The organism is Ulvibacterium sp. (assembly GCF_028285715.1).
GTDB lineage: Bacteria > Bacteroidota > Bacteroidia > Flavobacteriales > Flavobacteriaceae > Ulvibacterium.
On sequence record NZ_JANQOO010000016.1, the window covers coordinates 48,083 to 68,496 of the forward strand.

Sequence of the window (20,414 nt, forward strand, 5' to 3'; positions counted from 1 at the left end):
TTTTGGATACGCTTGATGCTATAATCCTGGGTATTATTCAAGGATTGACCGAATTTCTGCCAGTGTCTTCCAGTGGCCATTTGGAATTGGGAAAGGCCATATTGGGAGATAGTTCCATTCCACAAGAAAGTCTTCTATTTACCGTAGTACTCCATTTTGCCACCGCATTGAGCACCATTGTAGTCTTTAGAAAGGACGTTTGGGAAATTTTGTCCGGTCTTTTCAAATTTCGATGGAACGAGGAAACCCAATTCTCCCTTAAAATACTTATCTCCATGTTGCCCGCAGCATTTATTGGTCTTTTTTTTGAAGAAAAATTAGAGGCCTTTTTCGGTGGTAACATTCAATTCGTTGGTTTTATGCTATTGATTACTGCAGTATTGCTCTATTTTGCGGACAAGGCCAAGGATACGGACAAAAAAGTCAACTATCCAAAAGCCTTTATCGTTGGAGTTTCCCAAGCTGTAGCCATGCTGCCCGGAATTTCGAGAAGCGGTGCCACCATCGCCACTTCGGTACTTCTGGGTGTGGACAAAGCCAAAGCCGCCCGGTTTTCTTTCTTAATGGTCGTACCACTTATTTTAGGCAAAATGACCAAGGATGTCATGAGCGGGGAACTCAATTTCCAAGACGAAAATGTTGTCGCCATGGGTACCGGATTTATTGCTGCCTTCATTGCGGGTCTGGCCGCTTGTACTTGGATGATTCAATTGGTAAGGAAGAGCAAACTCACTTACTTTGCATTCTACTGCCTTATTGTTGGACTTTTGACAATTGGGTACAGTTTTTGGGGTTAAATGCCTATATTCCGATTATTGTAAAGACGGCAAAGTAATCTTGAAATGGATATCCTTACCAAAGATGATTTTTTAGATGGGCAACTTCTTTTAATCGATAAGCCCTTAGGATGGTCTTCTTTCCAAGCAGTAAACAAAATCAAATGGGCCCTACGCAAAAAATTCCATCTCAAAAAGATAAAAGTAGGACACGCAGGCACTTTGGACCCTTTGGCGACAGGACTTTTGTTGATATGTACCGGAAGGTTTACCAAGAAAATCGAAGAATTACAGGGTCAGAAAAAAGAGTATACCGGCACCATTACCCTCGGGGCCACAACACCATCTTATGACCTGGAAACCGAAATCGACACAGTTTTTCCGGTTGATCATATTACCAAGGAGGTGGTTCATTTGGCCATGGAAAAGTTTATCGGTGAGATTGAACAGCGGCCGCCTGTCTTTTCTGCGTTGAAAAAAGATGGAAAACGGCTATATGAATATGCAAGGGAGGGTAAGGAAATTCAGGTGAAAAAAAGAAAAGTGGTCATTTCCGAATTTGAAATCAAGACCATGGACTTGCCCATACTGGAGTTTCGTGTGGTGTGCAGTAAGGGTACATATATTCGTTCCTTGGCCCATGATTTTGGCAAGTCATTGGATTCCGGCGGATATTTGTCCGACCTGAGAAGAACCAAAATAGGGGCCTATAACGTAAATAAAGCCGTTGATCCTATTGTTTTTAGTGAAAAAATTCTTGGAAAAGGCAGCGTACATTAGTGGTTTTTGCGTACTCCGGCTTTTCCATTTAACGAAAGTTTAAAATATTTCGATAAAATATCGGTTATAGCATTATGGACCTAAACCGTCAGCAGTTATCTTTTTTAATTACATTTTTCGCCATGGGTATCATGGTGTTGGGGCTCTACAATATCCATTTGGGCCAACGACAGGCAGAGGAATATGTGGTAGAGATGATATTGGACCAAAAAATTTTGGAAGAGCTGATCGAGGAAGAAGAGAAAAAATTGGAGAAGTTGCAGGAAGCCGACCCCATTAAAAGCCATATGGCCTTCAATGAAAATGAAAAACCCAGTTTTGGCAATCCGGAGCCTCTAAAAACCCTGGAAGAGCTTATGGAGGAGCAGAAAGCTGCTACTGACAGTGAGAATCCTTCAGATTTAATGGCGGATTCCGACTATACAGAACGGGTAAAGGAACTGGCCAAAAAAAGAGAGGAACAAAAACAACTTTTAGGAGAGAAAGAAGCTCAAAAAAAGGAGTTTACCAACAATCTGGCCAAACGAAGGACTTCTGTTTCCTTTTCTCTTGTGGGCCGTAATAATTATAAGCTTCCACCACCTATCTATACTTGTATTGAAGGAGGAAAAGTGGTCATTAACATAAAAGTAGATGGACTAGGCAATGTCGTTGAAGCTCATTTTAACGGAAAAAGTTCCAGTACCTCCAATGGGTGTTTGGTAGATAACGCAATCTCCTATGCGTTGAAGGCAAAGTTCAATTCCTCTTCGAAAACAACACAAAAAGGTACGATTACTTATTTATTTCAAGGGAAGACGCGCTAAGATATCCTTTAAAGTAGTGACTCCTTTGTCCTTATTGTACCATACCTGAAGATCCTGTTTAAACTCCGGGGTAAGTGTCCCAAACGACTCCTTGAATTCCTTTACCATTTCAGTTGCGGTACTTGGCCTTGGTCCCCAATCTCCCAATACCTCCCCTGTCACTTCATCTATAATAATGAGTTTAGGGATAGACAAGGTTCCCTCAGTCAAAAAATGGCTCATTAGCTCAAGATTCTCATCCCGTAAAAGAATCTTTAGCGAAATATTGGGATTCGAATCTGCTATTTTGTTCATTACGGGCAAGGTAGGAGCGGCATCACCACACCAACTTTCGGTAAGTACAAGAAAAGTAATCTTCCTTGTAATCGCAGAGATAAAAGCCATACTTTTCGTATCTACCTTTACGGTCTTATCAAAACGCTTCATGCGTTTGTCATTGAGTAGGGTATAATTGGTCAAGGCTTCGGTCTGTTTTGGACCCGTAGATTTTCCTTCGGCCACCAATTCGCCCACTTTAGCCCGGTATTCCCCATACGATAAGGTCCGGGGTAAACTTTCCTTAATTAATTCTTGAACGGTTTTGTACATTATTGTTTCCATAACTGCATTGTCTGAGTCAACAAAATTAACTGTTACTTTATTTTCAAATGGTGACCTAGGTTACATTGGTAGTCAAAAACAAACAATACTTACGATCCCTTAATTCCTTGCTTTTTCAGAGCATTGCCAAAGCTAAAGGTCCCCTGAAAGTTCAAGGGACCTTTTTGCGTATAACTTTCTCTTTCATAGTCCTAAGGTAGAATACTACTTGGCCTCGAATCTAAAATAGTCTCGTCATCATTCTCCAAATAAATAATGTCCTTTAATTCCAAAATCATTCCTTTATATGGGTTAAAATTCTCAGGCAAATGGAAATACGTATCAAAATCCACATCAATGATTTCCTCATCTTCAATATAGATAACCGTATTTAGGTCCAAATCTCCGGCTGCAACTAGGGCTTCAGCCATTTGCCCATGTATTCCTCCTGCCCAAAGTAAACAAGCAGTTAGGGTCAATGAAATCTTTTTATACTTATTCCTGATCATGGTCAATTGTATTAAATATAGAGTTATTAAGTTATTTTCTGATATGCTATAGACGGTCTATCCAAGAAGTTCCTTGGCCCTTATGCTTTTTGAAATATCGGCGAAGAGTTTTGTGACCGTTTCTGAAAAGGTCTTTCCGTCGGTTCTGGACAATGACGCAATAGTGCTACCATCTTTCATTTTTAAAATACTCACCACCTGTACTTCAATTCCCTGGAATTGTAGCAGCTTTTTCAGATCCGATAATTTGTGCCTATCAAAGTGTAATGAAGCATAAACAAATTCGTAATAGAGGTTGGAAGGTCTACCGATCCTAAACAACATTCCAGGTCTGACTGGAATTTCTTCCATGTTGGCTTTTGGATTGCGTTCGTTCCTTTCGTCGAACTTGGGAAAGGGTAGTATTACTTCTTTTTTCATTCCTTTAACCTTACCAAATACTTTGATTACATTATTTGATAAGGCAAAGATAATTACGGATTGCTCATTTTAAAAGTAATACTTAGTTAAACACAAGTTAAACTTTCATAATATGAGAGTAATACTATTAATATTAAATATTTTTTCCCATATACCGGGCGGGTGACACTAAGCAATGGAAAGGCGTATTTCACTTGGGTATAGCATTGCAGACATTTCAAGATTAAGGAGTTCCTTGAAAAAGGAACTTTTCCAATTCCTCCCGCCTATTCAATTGGCGGGACAAATAAACACGCGCTTCAAGATTTACGAATGAATCGATTTTTTCCCATCAAAATTTAAAAAGATCCTTTTCATTTTATTTGCAATCAAAGGTTTTCCGGATTCAAGGCAAGGCTGTTGAAAAGTTTGGCCTTGGCCGTAAAGTACTTGTTTTGTACTTCGTTCTGCTTGAGTTCGGCATCGATTAGGCTGCTTTCGCGCGAGTTAATAAGAAATAAGGAGCTTTCCCCAAAACTAAACTTGCGTTCCTCCGCGGTCAACAGGGTCTGATAATCAGCTACGATGTCATCTATCAATACGTTCTGGGAATCAAAAGATTCCAATTCCCGATAAATCCCTAATATTTTGTTCTGAATCTGCACCTCGGCATTGTCTCGTTCAAATTGGGCGTCTTGCAGCTTAAATTTGGCTAACTTTAAATCTCCGCGTTCCTTCCTTAAAAATAACGGAAACCTAAAGGTCACTCCCCCTTTATACTCCTCTGGTTCAAAGGAGTTTATAAGCTCTGGAGTTTCGGTCAAAAAGTTATATTCCAAATCAATTTGAGGTAACAGTTTGTTGGTTTTCAATCTTTTATCTACTCTCAAACCGTCAATCTTAAAATCCAAAGACCTTAATTTCGGATGATTCTCCAAGGTAAAGCTATCCAAGGGTCTACCCAGAATTTCAAGAGTAGTATCAATATCCTGTTCAACATAGATATCCGGGATTACATTGGGTTGAATCTCAACGGGAATATTATCGTTTAGCCATAAAAAGTTGGAAAGATCTAAGGCGGCCTTTATCATTCTTACTTTGGCCTGTTCCAAACTCAAGGCCCTATTTTGCACTGCAATCCTTGCCTCTACGGTATCTATTGATGCAATGTCACCGGCTAATGCGCTTTTTCGAATACCCTCAAAGCGTATTTGGGCATTGGTCAAAAAATTTCTAAATATCTCCGCATCCTTGTATGCCTGCAACCAATCAAAATAAGCCAGGGAAGCCTCAAATAAAATCTGGTTTACCAAGAGATCTCGATCCGCTTTAGTCTGTTCCCTAAAGAACTTGGCTTGTTTTAACGTGGCCATGCGCTCATTTATCCAAGAGCCCCTTCCCAGGGAAACGGATACTCCGGCACTATAGAGTCCATCGGTGGGTACTGAGAGGGAAGGATCCAGAAACTCCCCTTCGTTCTGCTCAAAATTCCCTTTCAGTTCTATCCCGTACCATGTAGGGATCTTGAAAGTGGCATTAAGTTCATCATAATACTCAATCCCTTTGAACTCTTTTCGATCATAGTCCACCTCAATTTTTGGATCAAAACCACCACGGGCCCTCATTAGGTTGGCCTGTCCAATGCCGATATTCAATTCTGCCTGCTTGGCTACGGGATGATATTTTTTGACGTACCCTAAATACTCCTTAAAATTGAGCACCAGGGTATCTACATCCTGGCCATGTAGAGCTGATGTCATACAAATGACGATAAGAAAAATAATATGCCTTTTCATATCTATTTTTTATCGGCATTAGCCATCTTGTCACTTTCAGGCTGATAGTAATTGGGGGGGAATCCGTTGAGTTGTCGCCACAACTCGAACCATATGGGGACATCTTCCAAAAGCGCTATGGTGTTGGCTCCTGAACCTACCCTCAAATCTTTTGGCCATGGATGGTCTTCTACATCCGGTGCCAAAAGGATGCGATATTTACCGTTATCGCTGATAAATGTTTCAATGGCTACCACAACGCCCCCATACGTTCCATAGGAGAGATTGGGCCATCCACTAAAGATTATTACGGGCCAACCATCAAACTGTATCCGTACCTTTTCACCTAAATGCATCAACGGTAGGTCTATGGGTCTGACAAAAGTTTCCACGGCCATTTCATATTGAGCGGGCATAATGCCTACCAATTGATCTCCTTCCTTAAAAGTCTCCCCGATTCCGGATTGTATGGCCTTGTTTATAAAACCGGTCTGTGGTGCCCGGATGTAATACAGATCGTTGCGTATTTCATAATTGGTAAACTCATTCTCCAGCTTGGTTACCTGCGCCTCGGAATCAAACTGATTTGATTGAGCGGTGAACTTATCACTTTGTGCTTTCGCAATTTTATCGGCATATTCCGCCTTTACCCGGGTAATCTCAACTTCTGAATTGATTACTTCATTCTTACTGGCCAATAACTTGTTTTCTTGGGAAATGAGTTTAGCCTGGGTTTCTTGTTGTTTCAAACGTTTTTCCTCCACATCGGTAACGGCCTTTAATCCTTCACTCTCCAATTGCGAGGTACGGTCAAATTGTCTGTTTGCTATTATAATATTGGTCTTTGCCGCTTCAAGATCAATACTATCGCTCTGTACTTTCAACCTTGCCTGTAACAGTTTATTCCTCGCCTGCTCCAATTTCAGCTTTAATTCCTTTTCTAGCGCATTGATTTGGTTGTCCAAAGCCTTTACCTTCTCTTGATAGGAACGTACGGACATGGATTTGGCCTTAATCTGCTGTCCTGTCCTTTCGACCAGCATTGGGTCGAAATATTCGTTCTTGATTTCCGAAATATGCAATATGGTATCCCCCTTCTGAACGAAATCACCTTCCTTGACATACCATCTTTCAATCCTTCCTGGAATTGGCGATTGTATGGTCTGAGGTCTCTGATCTGGGGTCAAGGTGGTGAGATAACCTTCACCGGTAACATTCTGTGTCCAGGGTAAGAACAAAATGATTATGAAAGCTACGGCAAATCCTGCCAAGAACCTATTGAAGTGCTTGTAGTGCCGCTTATGGAAAACTTTTTCCGTGGATTTGTATCCCCTCAAATCCACGTTCTTGTTTACTCTATTTCTTGAGATATTCAACATAGAATCTATTTTTCGCTAGTTAATTTGCCTTTTTCCAAAGTGAGGATTCGGCCACATCGATCTATCCATTTAGGGTTTTGACTTACTACCATCAAAGCCCATGGACTATCTTTATGGGTAAGGAAATCCATAATACGGACAGCCTCTTTTTCATCAAATTGGTCCAAAGGATCCTTAAGAATTATTAATTCAGGTTTTCTTACTATACTACGTGCCAACACTATTTTTTTGGAAATAGTGTAGGAAATCTGTTTTCCCTCCGGATAAATAATGGTCTTTAGACCGTGGGGCTGTTCCTTTACAAACTCGGTAAGCCCGGTCTTTTCCAAGGCCCAATAGATATCATCCATGGGTACGTCATCATCACCAAAGGTTATGTTCTCCAAGATAGTGCCCTCAAAAGGCGACTCCTCTGTGAGCGATTGACCCAAATGTGCACGGTAATAATTAAGATTGAGTCCCCTCAACGACACATTGTTAATGAAGATATCGCCCTCGTCGGGTTCAATTATACCTGCTATGAGTCTAAGCAATGTGGCCTTACCGGAACCATTGGGTCCCTGTAACAAAATGGTACAACTTGGGGTTATGGTAAGGGAAACATCGTCTATTATCTTTTTATTGGTTCCTGGTGCCCTAAAAGTCACTTTGTCCAATTCCACGGTAAACCCTTCATGCTCCTTAAATGGTTTTTCTCCTTGTTGGGGCTCCAACTCCTTATCCACCACTTGACCTAGTTTTTCCAAAGAGGTAAGTACGTCATAAAATGATTCCAATCCCAAAATAAGCTTCTCCACGGAGGCAATGACCAATAGGATAATAATTTCCGCTGCCACAAACTGACCAATGTTCATTTCCTGGTTGAGCACTAACAAACCACCTATTAAAAGTAGTCCCGCGGTAACCAATACCTTAAACCCTATCATCTGTATGAACTGTAGTACCAATATCCTAAAGTGGCTTTCCCTAGCTTCCAGATACCCATCTACAAGGCTATCGCTTTTCCTAAGGGCGTGGTTGGTCCTACCGGAAAGCTTAAAGCTAACAACGGAACGGGCCACCTCTTGTATCCAATGCGCAACCTTGTATTTGTTCTTGGATTCATCCAAACTAGTTTCCAATCCCCTTTGAATCGTAAATTTAAATACTATGTAAATCAACACTATCAGTAATATCCCGTAGATAATAAAGAAAGGATGGTAAAAGGAAAGCAGTAGTAGTCCGAAAATAATCTGGAGCAAAGCCGTTGGAAAATCTACCAAGAGCTTGGACAGTCCTTTTTGAATATTCAGGGTATCAAAAAAGCGATTGGCCAATTCAGGTGGGTAAAAATTCCGTAATTCGCTCATTCTTATTTTGGGGAATCTATAGGTAAATTCAAAGGAGGCACGCGTGAATATTTTTTGTTGGATATTTTCGATAATCCTTATTTGCATCAACTGCAATATCCCTGCAAAGGCAACCCCCAGAGTAACCAGTACCACCAGTATTATCCAAGAAGTACTCACTTGGGCTCCTTGAATGAGGTTTATAATGGCTTGAATACCCAAAGGCAAGGAAAGGGTCACAAGTCCGGCAAAGATGGCATAATAAAAAATTTGAAGTACATCCTTTCTATCCAATTTAAGCAGCCCTACCAAGCGCTGCCAAGCCGTTAAAATCTTTTTCGCCATGTATTAAGCTTTTAGGGATTTAAACACCAAATCAATGAAATATTGGGTGGGGGTTATGTCTTCATTGCAATCCGTTAAGGATGAAAAGTGTTCCTTTAGGAAATATTGGTGCAAAGATCCTTCGATGATGGTACTTGAAAGACTGGATGGGTAAGGATACGTGGAATCCAGGGCCTTTATCATATCACTTATACGGTTTATCAGCCTCTTATAAATCACAAAATACCCTTCCTTGTTTTCCTCATCAACCTCTTTTGTCAAATAGGATTTTGAATATTCATTGATCACAATCTTGTTCAAGATAACTTCGTTGATATGTGAAAAGGCCGAATCTTCCTTTGTTTCACGGGTCATTATCTCAATGGCCTTGGTAAGCTTGTCTTTTGTATTGGGAATACTATTGGTAAAAAACACCAATTGATACTCCAACCACCCCCAATACCATGAAGTTAGGTATAACAGAAGTTTATGTTTATTTTCAAAATACCTGTAAATGGAGCTTTCATTGGATCCAATCCTAGCACCTAATTTTCTAAATGTAAAACTTTCGAATCCCATCTCATGTATCATTAAAATACCCTCTTCCACTATTCTTTTTCCAAGAACTGAAGATTCCGGATCCTTGATGAATATTTTTTCATTAATCCCGATTTTTAATGATTGCAATAGATGCTCCATGTTTAGTCTTGTTTTATAGTTATCGCACAAATATAATAGTAATACTATCGTTATATAATAGTTTAACAACTATTTAACGAAAGTGACACTTCCATATTTGGAAGTATTGCTATATTTGTAAAAAGGATGGTATGAAACTGATAATATCATAATAAAGTGAAACTATTTGTAATATTTGTAGGAATTGTTGCCCCCTGTTTTATAGGGAATGCACAACAAACAGGTTTGTTGATCTTGGACGACTACCAAAAAATTGAGACCTCCTATGCCTCTACCATACATGAAATACAACTTCCCGCAGAAGAGGTGATGGCCATAATGGGCGGTTTGAACGATTGGGACGGAATGAACAACTATTTTAACATATTTGGGAGTAAACTAATTGTTGAGCGTATGGATATAAACAGTGATGGATCCAAACAACTTACGCTAAGACGTGAAGATGGTAGGGATTTTTATAATCTATTCCAGACTATCACCGCAAAATTAATTCCTATTGCAGTAGAAACCAATTCGGACAATATAGACCTCAAGACCTATAATACGCAATAACCTAAATTCAATATAATATGAAAGCAGTAGTATTTTCCCTAGTATTTATGCTCGCAGGTTTTACGGCCATGGCACAGGACACTAGCGATTTGGTCGAAATTGGCGATGTTATGAGCATTAACGTTCCAGAAAATGGAAATTTTGAACACATTCATTTTCCTCGAAAAAATGTTATAATTAAAAGAGGTGCCATAGCTGATATGAAAAGTGTTCATGGAAACGAGGTATTGGTTACCAACATCAAGATAAAAAGTAACGGAAATACCGTAGTTACCTTAAAACGCAAAAATGGTCGAAAATTTTTCAAACATTTCCCGTCCGTAAAAGCTGATTTGGAAAATGCATTGACCAAAGGCGAACTAAAAATTGACGATTCTTCCGAAAAGGATGAAATTGCCAGAAGATAGATAGCACTTAATTTTGTTCTCTCAGAGCACCGGCCCACTCACAATCGTATTCGCTAGACGGTTTTGGTCCCAAGGCCGGTGCTTCTATTTACAAAGGTTTCCAAAATCATGGAAATATTTTCTTTATTATCCTTATACCGCTTTATGCCAGACGGAATGTCTTGGTATATTCAATATGTCAGAAAAAGGAAATGCTAATATTCTCCAAACCAATTAAATTTTTTCTCAATTATTTTTGTTTTGGTCTCTTCAATATGTTCCAAAAAAGCCTTTGCCACCGGAGATAGTTTTTTAGAACTTAACCAAACCAAATTCCATGTTGTTATTATGGGAAGCCCTTTCACGGGAATAATCTGAAGGTCTCCATTGCTCAGCTCGTTCTTAATTCCAATCAAGGGCATTATGGAACTTCCCAAACCGGCAAGTACGGCCTGCTTTACCGCCTCATTGGATGTAAGTTCCATCTTCTTACGTATAGAAAATCGATTCTGGGTAATAAAATTTTCCATAGCGCCCCTAGTGGCCGAACCCGGTTCCCTAAAAATCAAGGGGATTTCCTCAAAAAGTTTTTTTCCTTGCCCATGATTTTGTGAGATCATTCCAGATGAGCTAACAAAAAACAGCTTGTTCTCCATAAGTTCCACACGATCTATTTTTAATTTTTTGGGGAGAACGGATACCAAGGCAAAATCTACCTCGTTTTGCTCCAGGCTTTCAACCACTTTGGTTTTGTTGGTTACATCCATTATCAAATCGATTCCCGGATGTTTTTTCATGAATTCCGAAAGAAAGTAGGGGATAACATATTTTCCGGTAGACACTACTGAAATTTTCATACGACCGGCTAGTTGTCCTTCGTAAAATAAGGTTTTATAGTTTATGGCATATACTTCGTTCAGAATTTTCTCTGCCGCTTCGGCTATTTCCTTACCGAAATCCGTGATAAACAATTTACGTCCAACTACTTCGGTAAGGGGAAGTGAAAACTGGTCTTGAAAATTCTTAAGCTGAATGGAAACCGCGGGTTGCGTAAGGTGCAGTTCCTCGGAAGCCTTGGTAATACTTTGTGTTTCAGATATTTTAAGAAATATTTTAAGTTGATGCAGCGTATAGTTCATAATAAAAATTAATATAATTCATAATAAATATAAATATTAATTTATCAATAATGGTGTTATTTTTGCTGCCAATAAATACAATTTAAATATTTAAAAATCTCGAAATCCTTAAAAAACGTATGGACAAAATTACAGTAGCAAAAGGTGATGGTATTGGACCGGAAATTATGGACGCAACCTTGGATATACTCATAAACGCGGGCGCACAGCTGGAGATAGATGAAATAGAAATCGGGGAACAGGTATATCTTGCTGGAAATACCGCTGGAATTGCCCCAGAATCTTGGGAAAGTATTCGTAAAAACAAGGTTTTTCTAAAGGCACCAATAACTACTCCCCAGGGCGGAGGATATAAAAGCCTCAATGTAACCACTAGAAAATCCTTGGGACTATATGCCAATGTGCGCCCCTGTAAGAGCTTACATCCGTTTATCAGCACCAAACATCCCGATATGGATGTAGTTATTATTCGAGAGAATGAAGAGGACCTTTATGCCGGTATAGAGCATCAACAAACGGATGAGGTAGTTCAATGCCTTAAACTGATAAGCCGCCCAGGATGTGAAAAAATAGTACGCTATGCCTTTGAATTTGCAAAAAAGTACCATCGAAAAAAGGTCACTTGTTTTACCAAGGACAATATTATGAAACAAACGGATGGTCTGTTTCATAAAGTTTTCGATGAAATCGCCGCTGAATATCCGGAAATAGAGAACGAACATTGGATCGTAGATATAGGTGCCGCTAAAATGGCGGATACACCGGAGTTGTTCGATGTAATCGTAATGCCGAATCTTTACGGGGATGTCCTCTCCGACGTTGCGGCCCAAATAACAGGTTCCGTAGGTTTGGCAGGTTCTGCCAATATAGGCGAGGAGTGCGCCATGTTCGAAGCCATCCACGGTTCGGCACCACGTAGGGCAGGTCAAAACCTAGCCAATCCGTCTGGGTTATTACAGGGAGCCATAATGATGTTAAACCACTTGGGACAAACGGATATAGCCGAGAAGGTTCAAAATGCTTGGCTATGTACCATGGAAGAAGGCATTCATACCTATGACATATACAAAGAAGGAATAAGTACAAAAAAAGTAGGCACCAAAGAGTTTGCAAAAGCGGTAATCGCCAATCTGGGCAAGACGCCCAAAACATTGGCCAAGGTAAGCTATGAAAAAGGGTCGCCTTTAAATCTACCCAAATACGAGCGTAAACCTCTTGCGGATAAGGTCTTGGTAGGGGTAGACCTATTTGTGCATTGGCCCGGTTTCGACGCCAACGAAATTGGGCAAATATTGCAGAAGTTAGATAATGAAAAAGTAAAATTGACCATGATTACCAATAGGGGCATAAAAGTGTGGCCCCGTGGGTTTAAAGAGACTTTTTGTACCGATCACTGGAGATGCAGGTTCTCCGCAGAGTCCGACCAAATGGAAAAGGATGAAATTGTTAGGCTTATGGGCGATGCCGTAAAGCATAATATCGATGTCATCAAAACTGAAAACCTTTATCAATTTGATGGAAAGCAAGCTTTTTCGTTGGGCCAAGGGCAATAGTAGCAAATATGGCAAACCCAATCCTCGGGAAGAAGAATGTGTTCCCCCCGAGGATGAGGGTGCCATAAAACTGGTACAAGGTGTTTTCTCACCTGTGGAGGCGGCCGATGTGCTTTTATCATTGATTAATGATAAAATCAAGTTTCACACCGTCCAAGCACTCAACCTGCAAAAAGGCTATCAAGAAGACATCTCGCATTCCGAAGAACGCATCAAGGAATTAAAGGAAGCAAAAAACATGGTAAAGAATCTTGTGGTAAAAGCCCATAAGGAGGGTATGAAATTGGAAATAAGCAGCCCCATAAAAATCAGCCTTACCAAGTAATTCCCGTAAACCTTATTTTTGCGCTTAATAATCAACGACCACCTAAATGGATTTACATCTATTGGTAGATAATCTTACCAATCCCGCACTTCTTTTTTTCTTTTTAGGCATTATTGCCGTACAGCTCAAAAGCGATTTGGAAATTCCACCTAATTCCTCAAAATTCATTTCGCTCTATCTCATGTTCTCCATTGGCTTCAAAGGCGGACTCGAGCTTTCGCATAGTGATTTGGATATGGAAATATTGTGGTCCCTGCTTTTTGGGGTATTTCTGGCCCTTTTCGTCCCTATATATGCTTATTTCATCCTACGTCGAAAATTCAATGTCGCCAATTCGGGAGCCATAGCAGCGGCCTATGGTTCCGTCAGCGCAGTGACTTTCGTAACGGCCGTTTCCTTTTTGGAAATCGAACAAATAGGGTTCGGGGGGCATATGGTGGCGGTAATGGCCCTAATGGAGGCGCCTTCAATTATTATTGGGGTCTTGCTAATGGCGTACTTTCAAAAGGACAAAAAAAGTGCGGTGAAGCTTAACGGTGTGCTACATCATTCGTTGACCAATGGTAGCGTACTTCTTATTTTGGGAAGTTTGGTTATTGGTTTTTTGGCCAGTGATCAGCAGGCCAGGGGCATAGAGCCTTTTACCACGGATATTTTTAAAGGATTCTTGGCGGTATTCTTATTGGATATGGGCATAAGTAGTGGAAAAAAACTAAACGATTTTCTTAAAAAGGGATGGTTTGCTTTTTTCTTTGCCATCATAATTCCCCTAATAAATGGATGTATTGTAGCTGTAGTCAGTTCAACTTTTACCGAAAGTGTGGGCAATCGGTTTTTATTCGCTATTTTGGCAGCAAGTGCCTCTTACATAGCGGTACCGGCGGCAATGCGTTTAGCTGCACCCCAAGCCAATCCTAGTCTCTATCTACCTATGGCACTTGCCATTACCTTCCCCTTTAACATCACCTTGGGTATGCCCCTTTACCTTTACATTGTCCAAACGTTTTGATCTAATACCTATCTTTGGTTGAAAGTTGAACCCCTATGGAAAAACACAGATGCGGCTGGTGCCTGGGAGATGACCTATACGAAGCCTATCACGACTACGAATGGGGCGTTCCTGTAAAGGACGATGACACCTTATTCGAGTTTCTGATATTGGAATCCTTTCAAGCCGGTCTCAGCTGGATTACCATCCTTAGGAAACGCGAAAACTTTAGAAAGGCCTTCGATAATTTCGATTACAAGAAAATAGCTGCATATGACCAAAATAAAATCAATGCCCTTCTACAAGATTCCGGTATCGTAAGAAACAAACTAAAGATACATGCCACGATTACCAATGCCCAAGCCTTTATGGAAGTACGGCGAGAATTTGGAACTTTCAGTGATTACATTTGGGGTTTTGTAGATGGAAAGCCTATTAAAAACACCTTTAAAAGTTATAGGGAGGCCCCAGCTAATACAGCACTTTCCGATGCCATTAGCAAAGATTTGAAGAAAAGGGGCTTTAAATTTGTAGGTAGTACCGTGGTCTACGCCCATATGCAGGCAACAGGCATGGTAAATGATCACGAAACCCAATGTTTTAGGTATCATGAGGTATAACATCCTTTTCTTGTTGGTCTTTATTATGGGTCTTTCACCATGTTTTGGGCAGGCCAAATACGAACGGGAGTTCCGTATCTTGAAAAAACAATTCCCTGAAAAAGCCCTGAACTATATCTCCGAAGAAATACAAGGGGCGAAAAGGGTGCGGTTTTACAAGGAAATAGATAGCGCCAAAATCAGTTTTGAGGCCAAGTTCAAAAAAGACAAACTCAACTATAGTATTGAGTTTGATGAAAATGGAAAACTTGAGGATATAGAAATTACCATACAACAGATAGACATTCCCAATTCGAGCTGGGCAAACATCCAAGAATACCTTAGTACAGGTTTTAAAAAATCAAAAATCAGAAAAATACAGCAGCAATATCCCTTACTAGATGGGGAATCCCCTGAAACTACCATCAAGAATGCATTTCAAAATCTATTGCTTCCTTCCATAAACTATGAATTGATCGTAAATGCAAAAAAAGAAAAGGAATATGAACAATTCGAAATTCTCTTTGACGCAAAAGGAAATCTGCTGAAACTAAGAAAGTCGCTGCCACCAAATTATGACCACGTACTCTATTAAACCAATATGTGGAGGCCTTGCATTGCTATTTTTTCAATCTATAGCTGCACAGAATTTTACCGGTTATTGGAAGCCGGAAGTAGCGATCAATTATAAAGTCGCCACCAATTATTCCCATAACTTTTCACTTGATGTTCGCAATTATACATACCGCAACGACAATCTTCAGCTACGTTCCCGTCATTTGGATATCGCCCATTTTTCCAAATTGGACATTGGTAATAGCCAAAGTTTGGCTGTTGGGATACAATATAGATTTAGAAATGTTTTTGAAGACCAGGAGCAAAATGAACTTCGGTTTACCCAGCAATACAATATTACCCACCAGCGTGGTACTGTAAGATTTGGAGATCGATTACGAACGGAACAACGAATAACACCAGCTAGGACCATATACCGATTTAGATACCGATTTGCCCTGGATTTTGCGTTACAAGGTGAGAAGTTGGATATCGGCGAACCCTACTTTGTTGCTTCCACCGAAAGCTTGCTTAGTGTAACCCGAGGAAGTGGACCGGAATGGGACCAAAGGATTACTACCAATATTGGTTGGTTGTTGAGTGCCCATACCAAATTTCAGACAGGTTTGGAATACCGACTGGAAAACTATACGCAAAACACGGAAAATGTGCTTTTTCTATTCTCTTCCCTGATTTTTTCCTTGTAAAATCCTAATAAAATCCGTGCGGGACATTTCTTCGGCACCTAAACTTTCCAAATGATCCGTATGTAGTTGACAATCGATTAGATGGTAATTTTTTGAATGGAGCTCCTGTGCCAAATGTATAAACGCAAATTTGGAAGCGTTATCCACGACACTGAACATGCTTTCACCACAAAAAACGTGTCCTAGATCCACACCATATAATCCGCCTACAAGGGTACCCTTTTCCCAAACCTCATAAGACTTGGCATACCCTTTTTTATGAAGTTCCGTATAGGCGGTTCTCATATCGTTGGTTATCCAGGTACCTTGTTGATTTGCCCGTCTTACCGTTGCACATTGGTGAAGTACATCTTCGAAGCAGGTATTTTTGGTCAATTGAAACCTATCGCTGTTCAACACCTTACGCATGCTTTTGGAAATCCTTATCTTCTCCGGGAAAAGTACCATTCTTGGATCTGGGCTCCACCATAAAATCAAGGAATCTTCATTAAACCACGGGAAGATTCCACTTTGGTAGGCCAGTAAGAGCCGTCCAGGGGACAAATCACCCCCTACGGCCAGCAATCCCTCTGAATTGGCGTGCTCAACCGAAGGAAATTCCAGTCGCTCCGTCAGAAAGAACAAGGGGTTATGCTCCCTATCCTTTTGCATAACTCATTTTATTTCAAATTTACGCAAAAATGAGTAGTCCCAAAACATAGATACAGCTTCCTACCAACATAAAAATAACGGTATAGGGCAATATTTCCTTAGCCTTAAGCTTAGTTATACCCAGTAAGGGCAAGGCCCAGAAGGGCTGCAGCATATTGGTAATCTGATCGCCATAGGCCAAGGCCATGATCGCTTTAGGCAAAGGTACGTTTAGATGCAATGCGGATTCAAGGACCAAAGGCCCCTGTACAGCCCATTGTCCTCCACCACTAGGAACAAAAATATTGACCAGACCTGCACTGAAAAAAGTAAAGATAGGAAGTGTTGTTCCATTGGAAATGGATACGAAAAAGTCCGAAATCCCGTGTATCATTCCACTACCGGCCATAATGCCCATGATACCAAAATACAAAGGAAACTGAATAAGGATCCCCGTTATATCCCCAATGGCCGACTGTAGTGCATGCAGAAAACTGTGGAAACTACCGTGCAAAATCAATGCAAGGCCCAGCATAAAAAAATTGAGCATATTCGGTGTTATGTTCAGGGTCTTGAGCAATGGTGTATACTGAACAGTGAAGGCAACCAGAATCAATACTCCAAAGGCTATTGACAGCCATTTGGCATAATCAAGTCTCTCAGCTCCCTTTGGTTTCCTATCCGGTTCCATTGGGAAGTGATATACGGGCAAGTCCAAATTTGTAGGCTTCGTGATCCTACCCATCCTAAAGGCAATAAGGGAAATAGCAACGACTACGATCATAAAAACAATAAGGTTCCAGCTACTGAAAATAGTTTGGGATGTGGAGAGGGTATCGGGTAATTCTGAAAGAGCCCGTGAATTCAATATATTCTCCATCAAACTCCGTAAATGTCCAGCCTCGGATACCTTTATCGGTGCGGAGCCGCTGATTCCTCCATGCCAAACCATTAGACCAACATAACCACATGCCCCAATCAACGGATAATTTATAGGGATACGGTTCCGCTGGGCGTGCTCTCCTACTTTTCGGGCCAAAATTGCTCCAAAGATGAGCCCAAGACCCCAATTGAAAAAAGAAACCAACATGGTTGGTAATGCTACCCATAAAGCTGCATTGGATGGGTTCGTAACAAAACTTGTTAATCGAAGAATAAGCTGTTCCATAGGTTTACTTAACACCAAAACATGCCCAAGGACCAAAATCAACATCATCTGATAGGCAAATACCAAGAGTCCGTTATTCCAAACACCACTTTCCCAATACCTAAGTATCGTAACCCAATGTTTTTGATCAGAGGTACTTTCCGTAAACAATAAAGCCATTAAAATGGTGAAAAGGGTAAGCAAAACGGCAATCGTAAAAGGAGATGGGAGGTATTTTCGAAAGACACGTTCAATGATACCAGTAAAGCTCATTAGCTGAAAGTAAGTAAAATGAAGGGAAAATAAAAGACCGGCCTAATTTTGAAAACCTGGCCGGTCCTAGAAATAAGATTTGATCTTTAAAAGGGCAAATCGTCGTGATCTTCCTCATTGAGATTGTCCACTGGTTCAAACGCCTCTACAGGAGGTACAGGGGGCATTTCAGGGTTATTTTCATCAGATTGTAAACTTTCTATACGCCATCCCTGTATGGAATTAAAATATTTTACTTCGCCTTGGGGGTTGGTCCACTCCCTTCCCCTAATATTAATACTTATCCTTACCGGTTGCCCAACATTAAAACTGTTCAACAAATCGGTCTTATCCTGTATGAACTCTACCAAAATATGTTGGGGATATTGTTCTTCGGTGGTTACCACTACTTCCCTTTTCCTAAAACCGTTATTGCCAAAGGTCTTTGTTTCACCCACCATTTTAATTTTTCCTTGTATTTCCATAATTCCTATTGTTTTTATAGTGTTACTTTACTAGAGCCTATTTTGGAATTCCCATAAGATAGGTCCCCTTCTTTTTGCCTTTTTTAGTTTTGGCATATCCTTTTTCCCAAATGTAATTCTCTTTTTTTAACCCCTCAAGTAATTTATCCAAATCTGCTAAGGTATACATTCTTGGAAGCGAAGCCTGTCCATCCCATGCATAACATATTGGAATAATCGGTATTATATATGTAAACACAAGCTGCCTCCAAGTGAGAGGTTTTACAAAGGGGGTCATAAAAAGAACCATAACCACAAGGATAATGAGACCAATGGGTAAAAATACCCACCAAACTAATAGCGGAATATTATTTTCCCCCAACTCATAAATCAATAAAGGTTGGTGGTTTTCTTGGGCAGACTCCAATATTTTTCTGGCCTCCTTGGGTGGCATGTGGTGAAAACTATTGACCATAGTTTTAAGTCCTTCCGGAGCTGTGGCAATGTCAGTGGCATCTACCGAATGTTCATAATAACTGATTCCTGTTTTAGGAGTGTTATTGAATCTTTGGATAAACTCTTTGTTGGGGTATAAATCAGTCATCATCAATTCTACATGTTCCAAACCTTCTTTTGTATGTAAAATTTTTAATACTTCGGGCATGGCTCCTCCCGAACCTGAACCCATATCTACTATGCGCCATATTTTTTTGTCATGAATTATACGGGCAATCAAGCTGGCCAAGGCCTCCGAAGTCCCCATCATCCTCTGCAACACCACTATCAAATTGGTCATACAGTTCCTAAGCCAATTCGGAAACCAGCTAAAATCTTCAAATTCAAATAGTTGGATTCTTTTCATAGGGCCAATAAGATTTTCCATGCGGAAAGCACATCATTCTTGTTCAAATACCCCTGCGCCATTGTATGTAGTTTGTTAATATCTTGATTATCCACAATGGATTGCAACTCTACATGGCCCTGCTTAAAAGCCACCACTTCCTCAAAAGATGGAATTTGTTGCACGTTCCCCAACTTCCCTAAATCATTTCCGGTAAGTATTTTACTAAACCGGATATTCTCCGGAATTTGGTCCACACCCATACCCAAGGTTGATAGGGGTTTTGGAACCTCAAAAAGTCCCGTTACCGCTCTAGTGTACCAATTGCCTCCCATACGCGCTACCTGATCTATCTTATACGGATCTATATTTTCATTTTCATCCAAAACGGAGGAATCTATATGGATTTTTACGACTTCCGAGAAAATCAGATTTCCAGCACCGCCATCCCTACCCAAGGGTTCTACTTTCTTTACCTTACACTCAAATTGTACCGGTGATTCAGCCACTCGATAAGGCCCTACCAGATCGGATTCCAACATCGTAAGACCGGCCTTGACGAACTCGTTCTCCCCTTCGGCATATTCTGTACTTGCCAAGGACATTTGGTGCACGGTGTTATAATTCACAATGTTGATGACCACCTCCTTTACCTTTAAAACATTTTCCAAGGTATGCTTGGTGGTATTGTCCCTGACCCTGCGGGCCGGCGAAAAAATCAAGATTGGAGGATTGGCGCTAAATACATTAAAAAAACTGAACGGCGACAAATTTGGTCTTCCTTCATTATCTTTTGTACTGGCAAAGGCAATAGGCCTAGGGCCTACAGCCCCTAATAAATAACCATGTAATCGATTTGTAGAAACCTCTCCTGGAAGTATGGAAACTATTTCCGCCATTGTTGTACAAATGTAGCCAATTT

The 20,414-nt window shown here is 40.4% G+C and carries 24 protein-coding genes; 11 read left to right on the forward strand and 13 right to left on the reverse strand.

Features of this window, described 5'->3' with window-relative positions:
* Positions 1 to 2: 2 nt before the first annotated feature.
* The 3 genes from Q0993_RS06350 to Q0993_RS06360 all read left to right on the forward strand — a co-directional run bounded on the left by Q0993_RS06350 (position 3) and on the right by Q0993_RS06360 (position 2,362).
* Positions 3 to 797: an undecaprenyl-diphosphate phosphatase gene (locus Q0993_RS06350; RefSeq protein ID WP_299530898.1), complete on the forward strand. Its 795-nt coding sequence runs from the start codon at positions 3 to 5 to the stop codon at positions 795 to 797.
* 45 nt (positions 798 to 842) lie between these two features.
* Positions 843 to 1,556: a tRNA pseudouridine(55) synthase TruB gene (gene truB, locus Q0993_RS06355; RefSeq protein WP_299530899.1), complete on the forward strand. Its 714-nt coding sequence runs from the start codon at positions 843 to 845 to the stop codon at positions 1,554 to 1,556.
* A gap of 74 nt (positions 1,557 to 1,630) precedes the next feature.
* On the forward strand, positions 1,631 to 2,362 hold the full coding sequence (locus tag Q0993_RS06360) for a hypothetical protein (RefSeq protein WP_299530900.1): 732 nt from the start codon (positions 1,631 to 1,633) through the stop codon (positions 2,360 to 2,362).
* Here Q0993_RS06360 and Q0993_RS06365 read toward each other — a convergent pair.
* The 7 genes from Q0993_RS06365 to Q0993_RS06395 all read right to left on the reverse strand — a co-directional run bounded on the left by Q0993_RS06365 (position 2,339) and on the right by Q0993_RS06395 (position 9,354).
* Positions 2,339 to 2,962, reverse strand: a complete 624-nt coding sequence (locus Q0993_RS06365; protein ID WP_299530901.1) for a thioredoxin family protein — start codon at positions 2,960 to 2,962, stop codon at positions 2,339 to 2,341. The two genes, Q0993_RS06360 and Q0993_RS06365, sit on opposite strands and share 24 nt — an antisense overlap.
* Positions 2,963 to 3,153: 191 nt before the next feature.
* Complete coding sequence (locus Q0993_RS06370; RefSeq protein WP_299530903.1) at positions 3,154 to 3,450, reverse strand: hypothetical protein; 297 nt, start codon at positions 3,448 to 3,450, stop codon at positions 3,154 to 3,156.
* A gap of 57 nt (positions 3,451 to 3,507) precedes the next feature.
* Entirely contained in the window at positions 3,508 to 3,870 is a 363-nt protein-coding gene (locus Q0993_RS06375) for a hypothetical protein (RefSeq protein WP_299530904.1), read from the reverse strand.
* Positions 3,871 to 4,238: 368 nt separating this feature from the next.
* Complete coding sequence (locus tag Q0993_RS06380; RefSeq protein ID WP_299530906.1) at positions 4,239 to 5,645, reverse strand: TolC family protein; 1,407 nt, start codon at positions 5,643 to 5,645, stop codon at positions 4,239 to 4,241.
* A 2-nt stretch (positions 5,646 to 5,647) separates the two neighbouring features.
* Positions 5,648 to 7,003, reverse strand: coding sequence for an HlyD family secretion protein (locus tag Q0993_RS06385; protein ID WP_299530908.1), 1,356 nt, complete (start codon positions 7,001 to 7,003; stop codon positions 5,648 to 5,650).
* A gap of 5 nt (positions 7,004 to 7,008) precedes the next feature.
* Positions 7,009 to 8,676 carry a peptidase domain-containing ABC transporter gene (locus Q0993_RS06390; protein WP_299530909.1) on the reverse strand — a complete coding sequence of 556 codons (1,668 nt, stop codon included), beginning with the start codon at positions 8,674 to 8,676 and terminating at the stop codon, positions 7,009 to 7,011.
* A gap of 3 nt (positions 8,677 to 8,679) precedes the next feature.
* The gene (locus tag Q0993_RS06395; protein ID WP_299530910.1) at positions 8,680 to 9,354 is read right to left on the reverse strand and encodes a TetR/AcrR family transcriptional regulator; all 675 of its coding nucleotides are present in this window, start codon (positions 9,352 to 9,354) and stop codon (positions 8,680 to 8,682) included.
* Between the two features lie 156 nt (positions 9,355 to 9,510).
* On the opposite strand from Q0993_RS06395, the gene Q0993_RS06400 reads away from it, so the two are divergent.
* Together Q0993_RS06400 and Q0993_RS06405 are read left to right on the forward strand one after the other, a co-directional pair.
* On the forward strand, positions 9,511 to 9,906 hold the full coding sequence (locus Q0993_RS06400) for a hypothetical protein (RefSeq protein ID WP_299530911.1): 396 nt from the start codon (positions 9,511 to 9,513) through the stop codon (positions 9,904 to 9,906).
* Between the two features lie 17 nt (positions 9,907 to 9,923).
* Complete coding sequence (locus tag Q0993_RS06405; protein ID WP_299530913.1) at positions 9,924 to 10,313, forward strand: hypothetical protein; 390 nt, start codon at positions 9,924 to 9,926, stop codon at positions 10,311 to 10,313.
* 194 nt (positions 10,314 to 10,507) lie between these two features.
* On the opposite strand, the gene Q0993_RS06410 is transcribed toward Q0993_RS06405, so the two are convergent.
* Positions 10,508 to 11,431, reverse strand: a complete 924-nt coding sequence (locus tag Q0993_RS06410; RefSeq protein ID WP_299530914.1) for a LysR family transcriptional regulator — start codon at positions 11,429 to 11,431, stop codon at positions 10,508 to 10,510.
* 119 nt (positions 11,432 to 11,550) lie between these two features.
* Here Q0993_RS06410 and Q0993_RS06415 point away from each other — a divergent pair, with 119 nt between their 5' ends.
* Genes Q0993_RS06415 through Q0993_RS06440 form a run of 6 tightly spaced genes read left to right on the forward strand, consistent with a single transcriptional unit; the run spans position 11,551 to position 16,158 of the window.
* The gene (locus Q0993_RS06415) at positions 11,551 to 12,984 is read left to right on the forward strand and encodes an NADP-dependent isocitrate dehydrogenase (protein ID WP_299530915.1); all 1,434 of its coding nucleotides are present in this window, start codon (positions 11,551 to 11,553) and stop codon (positions 12,982 to 12,984) included.
* Complete coding sequence (locus Q0993_RS06420) at positions 12,947 to 13,309, forward strand: hypothetical protein (RefSeq protein ID WP_299530917.1); 363 nt, start codon at positions 12,947 to 12,949, stop codon at positions 13,307 to 13,309. Before Q0993_RS06415 ends, Q0993_RS06420 begins: the two co-directional genes overlap by 38 nt.
* Positions 13,310 to 13,355: 46 nt before the next feature.
* Positions 13,356 to 14,318, forward strand: a complete 963-nt coding sequence (locus Q0993_RS06425) for a sodium-dependent bicarbonate transport family permease (RefSeq protein ID WP_299530919.1) — start codon at positions 13,356 to 13,358, stop codon at positions 14,316 to 14,318.
* 35 nt (positions 14,319 to 14,353) lie between these two features.
* The gene (locus Q0993_RS06430) at positions 14,354 to 14,917 is read left to right on the forward strand and encodes a DNA-3-methyladenine glycosylase I (protein ID WP_299530921.1); all 564 of its coding nucleotides are present in this window, start codon (positions 14,354 to 14,356) and stop codon (positions 14,915 to 14,917) included.
* Complete coding sequence (locus tag Q0993_RS06435) at positions 14,907 to 15,491, forward strand: hypothetical protein (RefSeq protein WP_299530923.1); 585 nt, start codon at positions 14,907 to 14,909, stop codon at positions 15,489 to 15,491. Before Q0993_RS06430 ends, Q0993_RS06435 begins: the two co-directional genes overlap by 11 nt.
* Positions 15,472 to 16,158: a DUF2490 domain-containing protein gene (locus Q0993_RS06440; RefSeq protein ID WP_299530925.1), complete on the forward strand. Its 687-nt coding sequence runs from the start codon at positions 15,472 to 15,474 to the stop codon at positions 16,156 to 16,158. Before Q0993_RS06435 ends, Q0993_RS06440 begins: the two co-directional genes overlap by 20 nt.
* On the opposite strand, the gene aat is transcribed toward Q0993_RS06440, so the two are convergent.
* From aat to Q0993_RS06465, 5 genes are all read right to left on the reverse strand, one after another.
* Positions 16,129 to 16,809, reverse strand: a complete 681-nt coding sequence (gene aat / locus Q0993_RS06445; RefSeq protein ID WP_299530928.1) for a leucyl/phenylalanyl-tRNA--protein transferase — start codon at positions 16,807 to 16,809, stop codon at positions 16,129 to 16,131. The genes Q0993_RS06440 and aat overlap by 30 nt on opposite strands.
* Positions 16,810 to 16,828: 19 nt before the next feature.
* On the reverse strand, positions 16,829 to 18,208 hold the full coding sequence (locus tag Q0993_RS06450; RefSeq protein ID WP_299530931.1) for a TIGR00366 family protein: 1,380 nt from the start codon (positions 18,206 to 18,208) through the stop codon (positions 16,829 to 16,831).
* Positions 18,209 to 18,294: 86 nt separating this feature from the next.
* On the reverse strand, positions 18,295 to 18,672 hold the full coding sequence (locus Q0993_RS06455; protein ID WP_299530933.1) for a DUF3127 domain-containing protein: 378 nt from the start codon (positions 18,670 to 18,672) through the stop codon (positions 18,295 to 18,297).
* A 37-nt stretch (positions 18,673 to 18,709) separates the two neighbouring features.
* Positions 18,710 to 19,513 carry a hypothetical protein gene (locus Q0993_RS06460; RefSeq protein WP_299530935.1) on the reverse strand — a complete coding sequence of 268 codons (804 nt, stop codon included), beginning with the start codon at positions 19,511 to 19,513 and terminating at the stop codon, positions 18,710 to 18,712.
* Entirely contained in the window at positions 19,510 to 20,391 is an 882-nt protein-coding gene (locus Q0993_RS06465; RefSeq protein WP_299530937.1) for a flavin reductase family protein, read from the reverse strand. The genes Q0993_RS06460 and Q0993_RS06465 overlap by 4 nt, the downstream gene beginning before the upstream one ends.
* Positions 20,392 to 20,414: the final 23 nt, after the last annotated feature.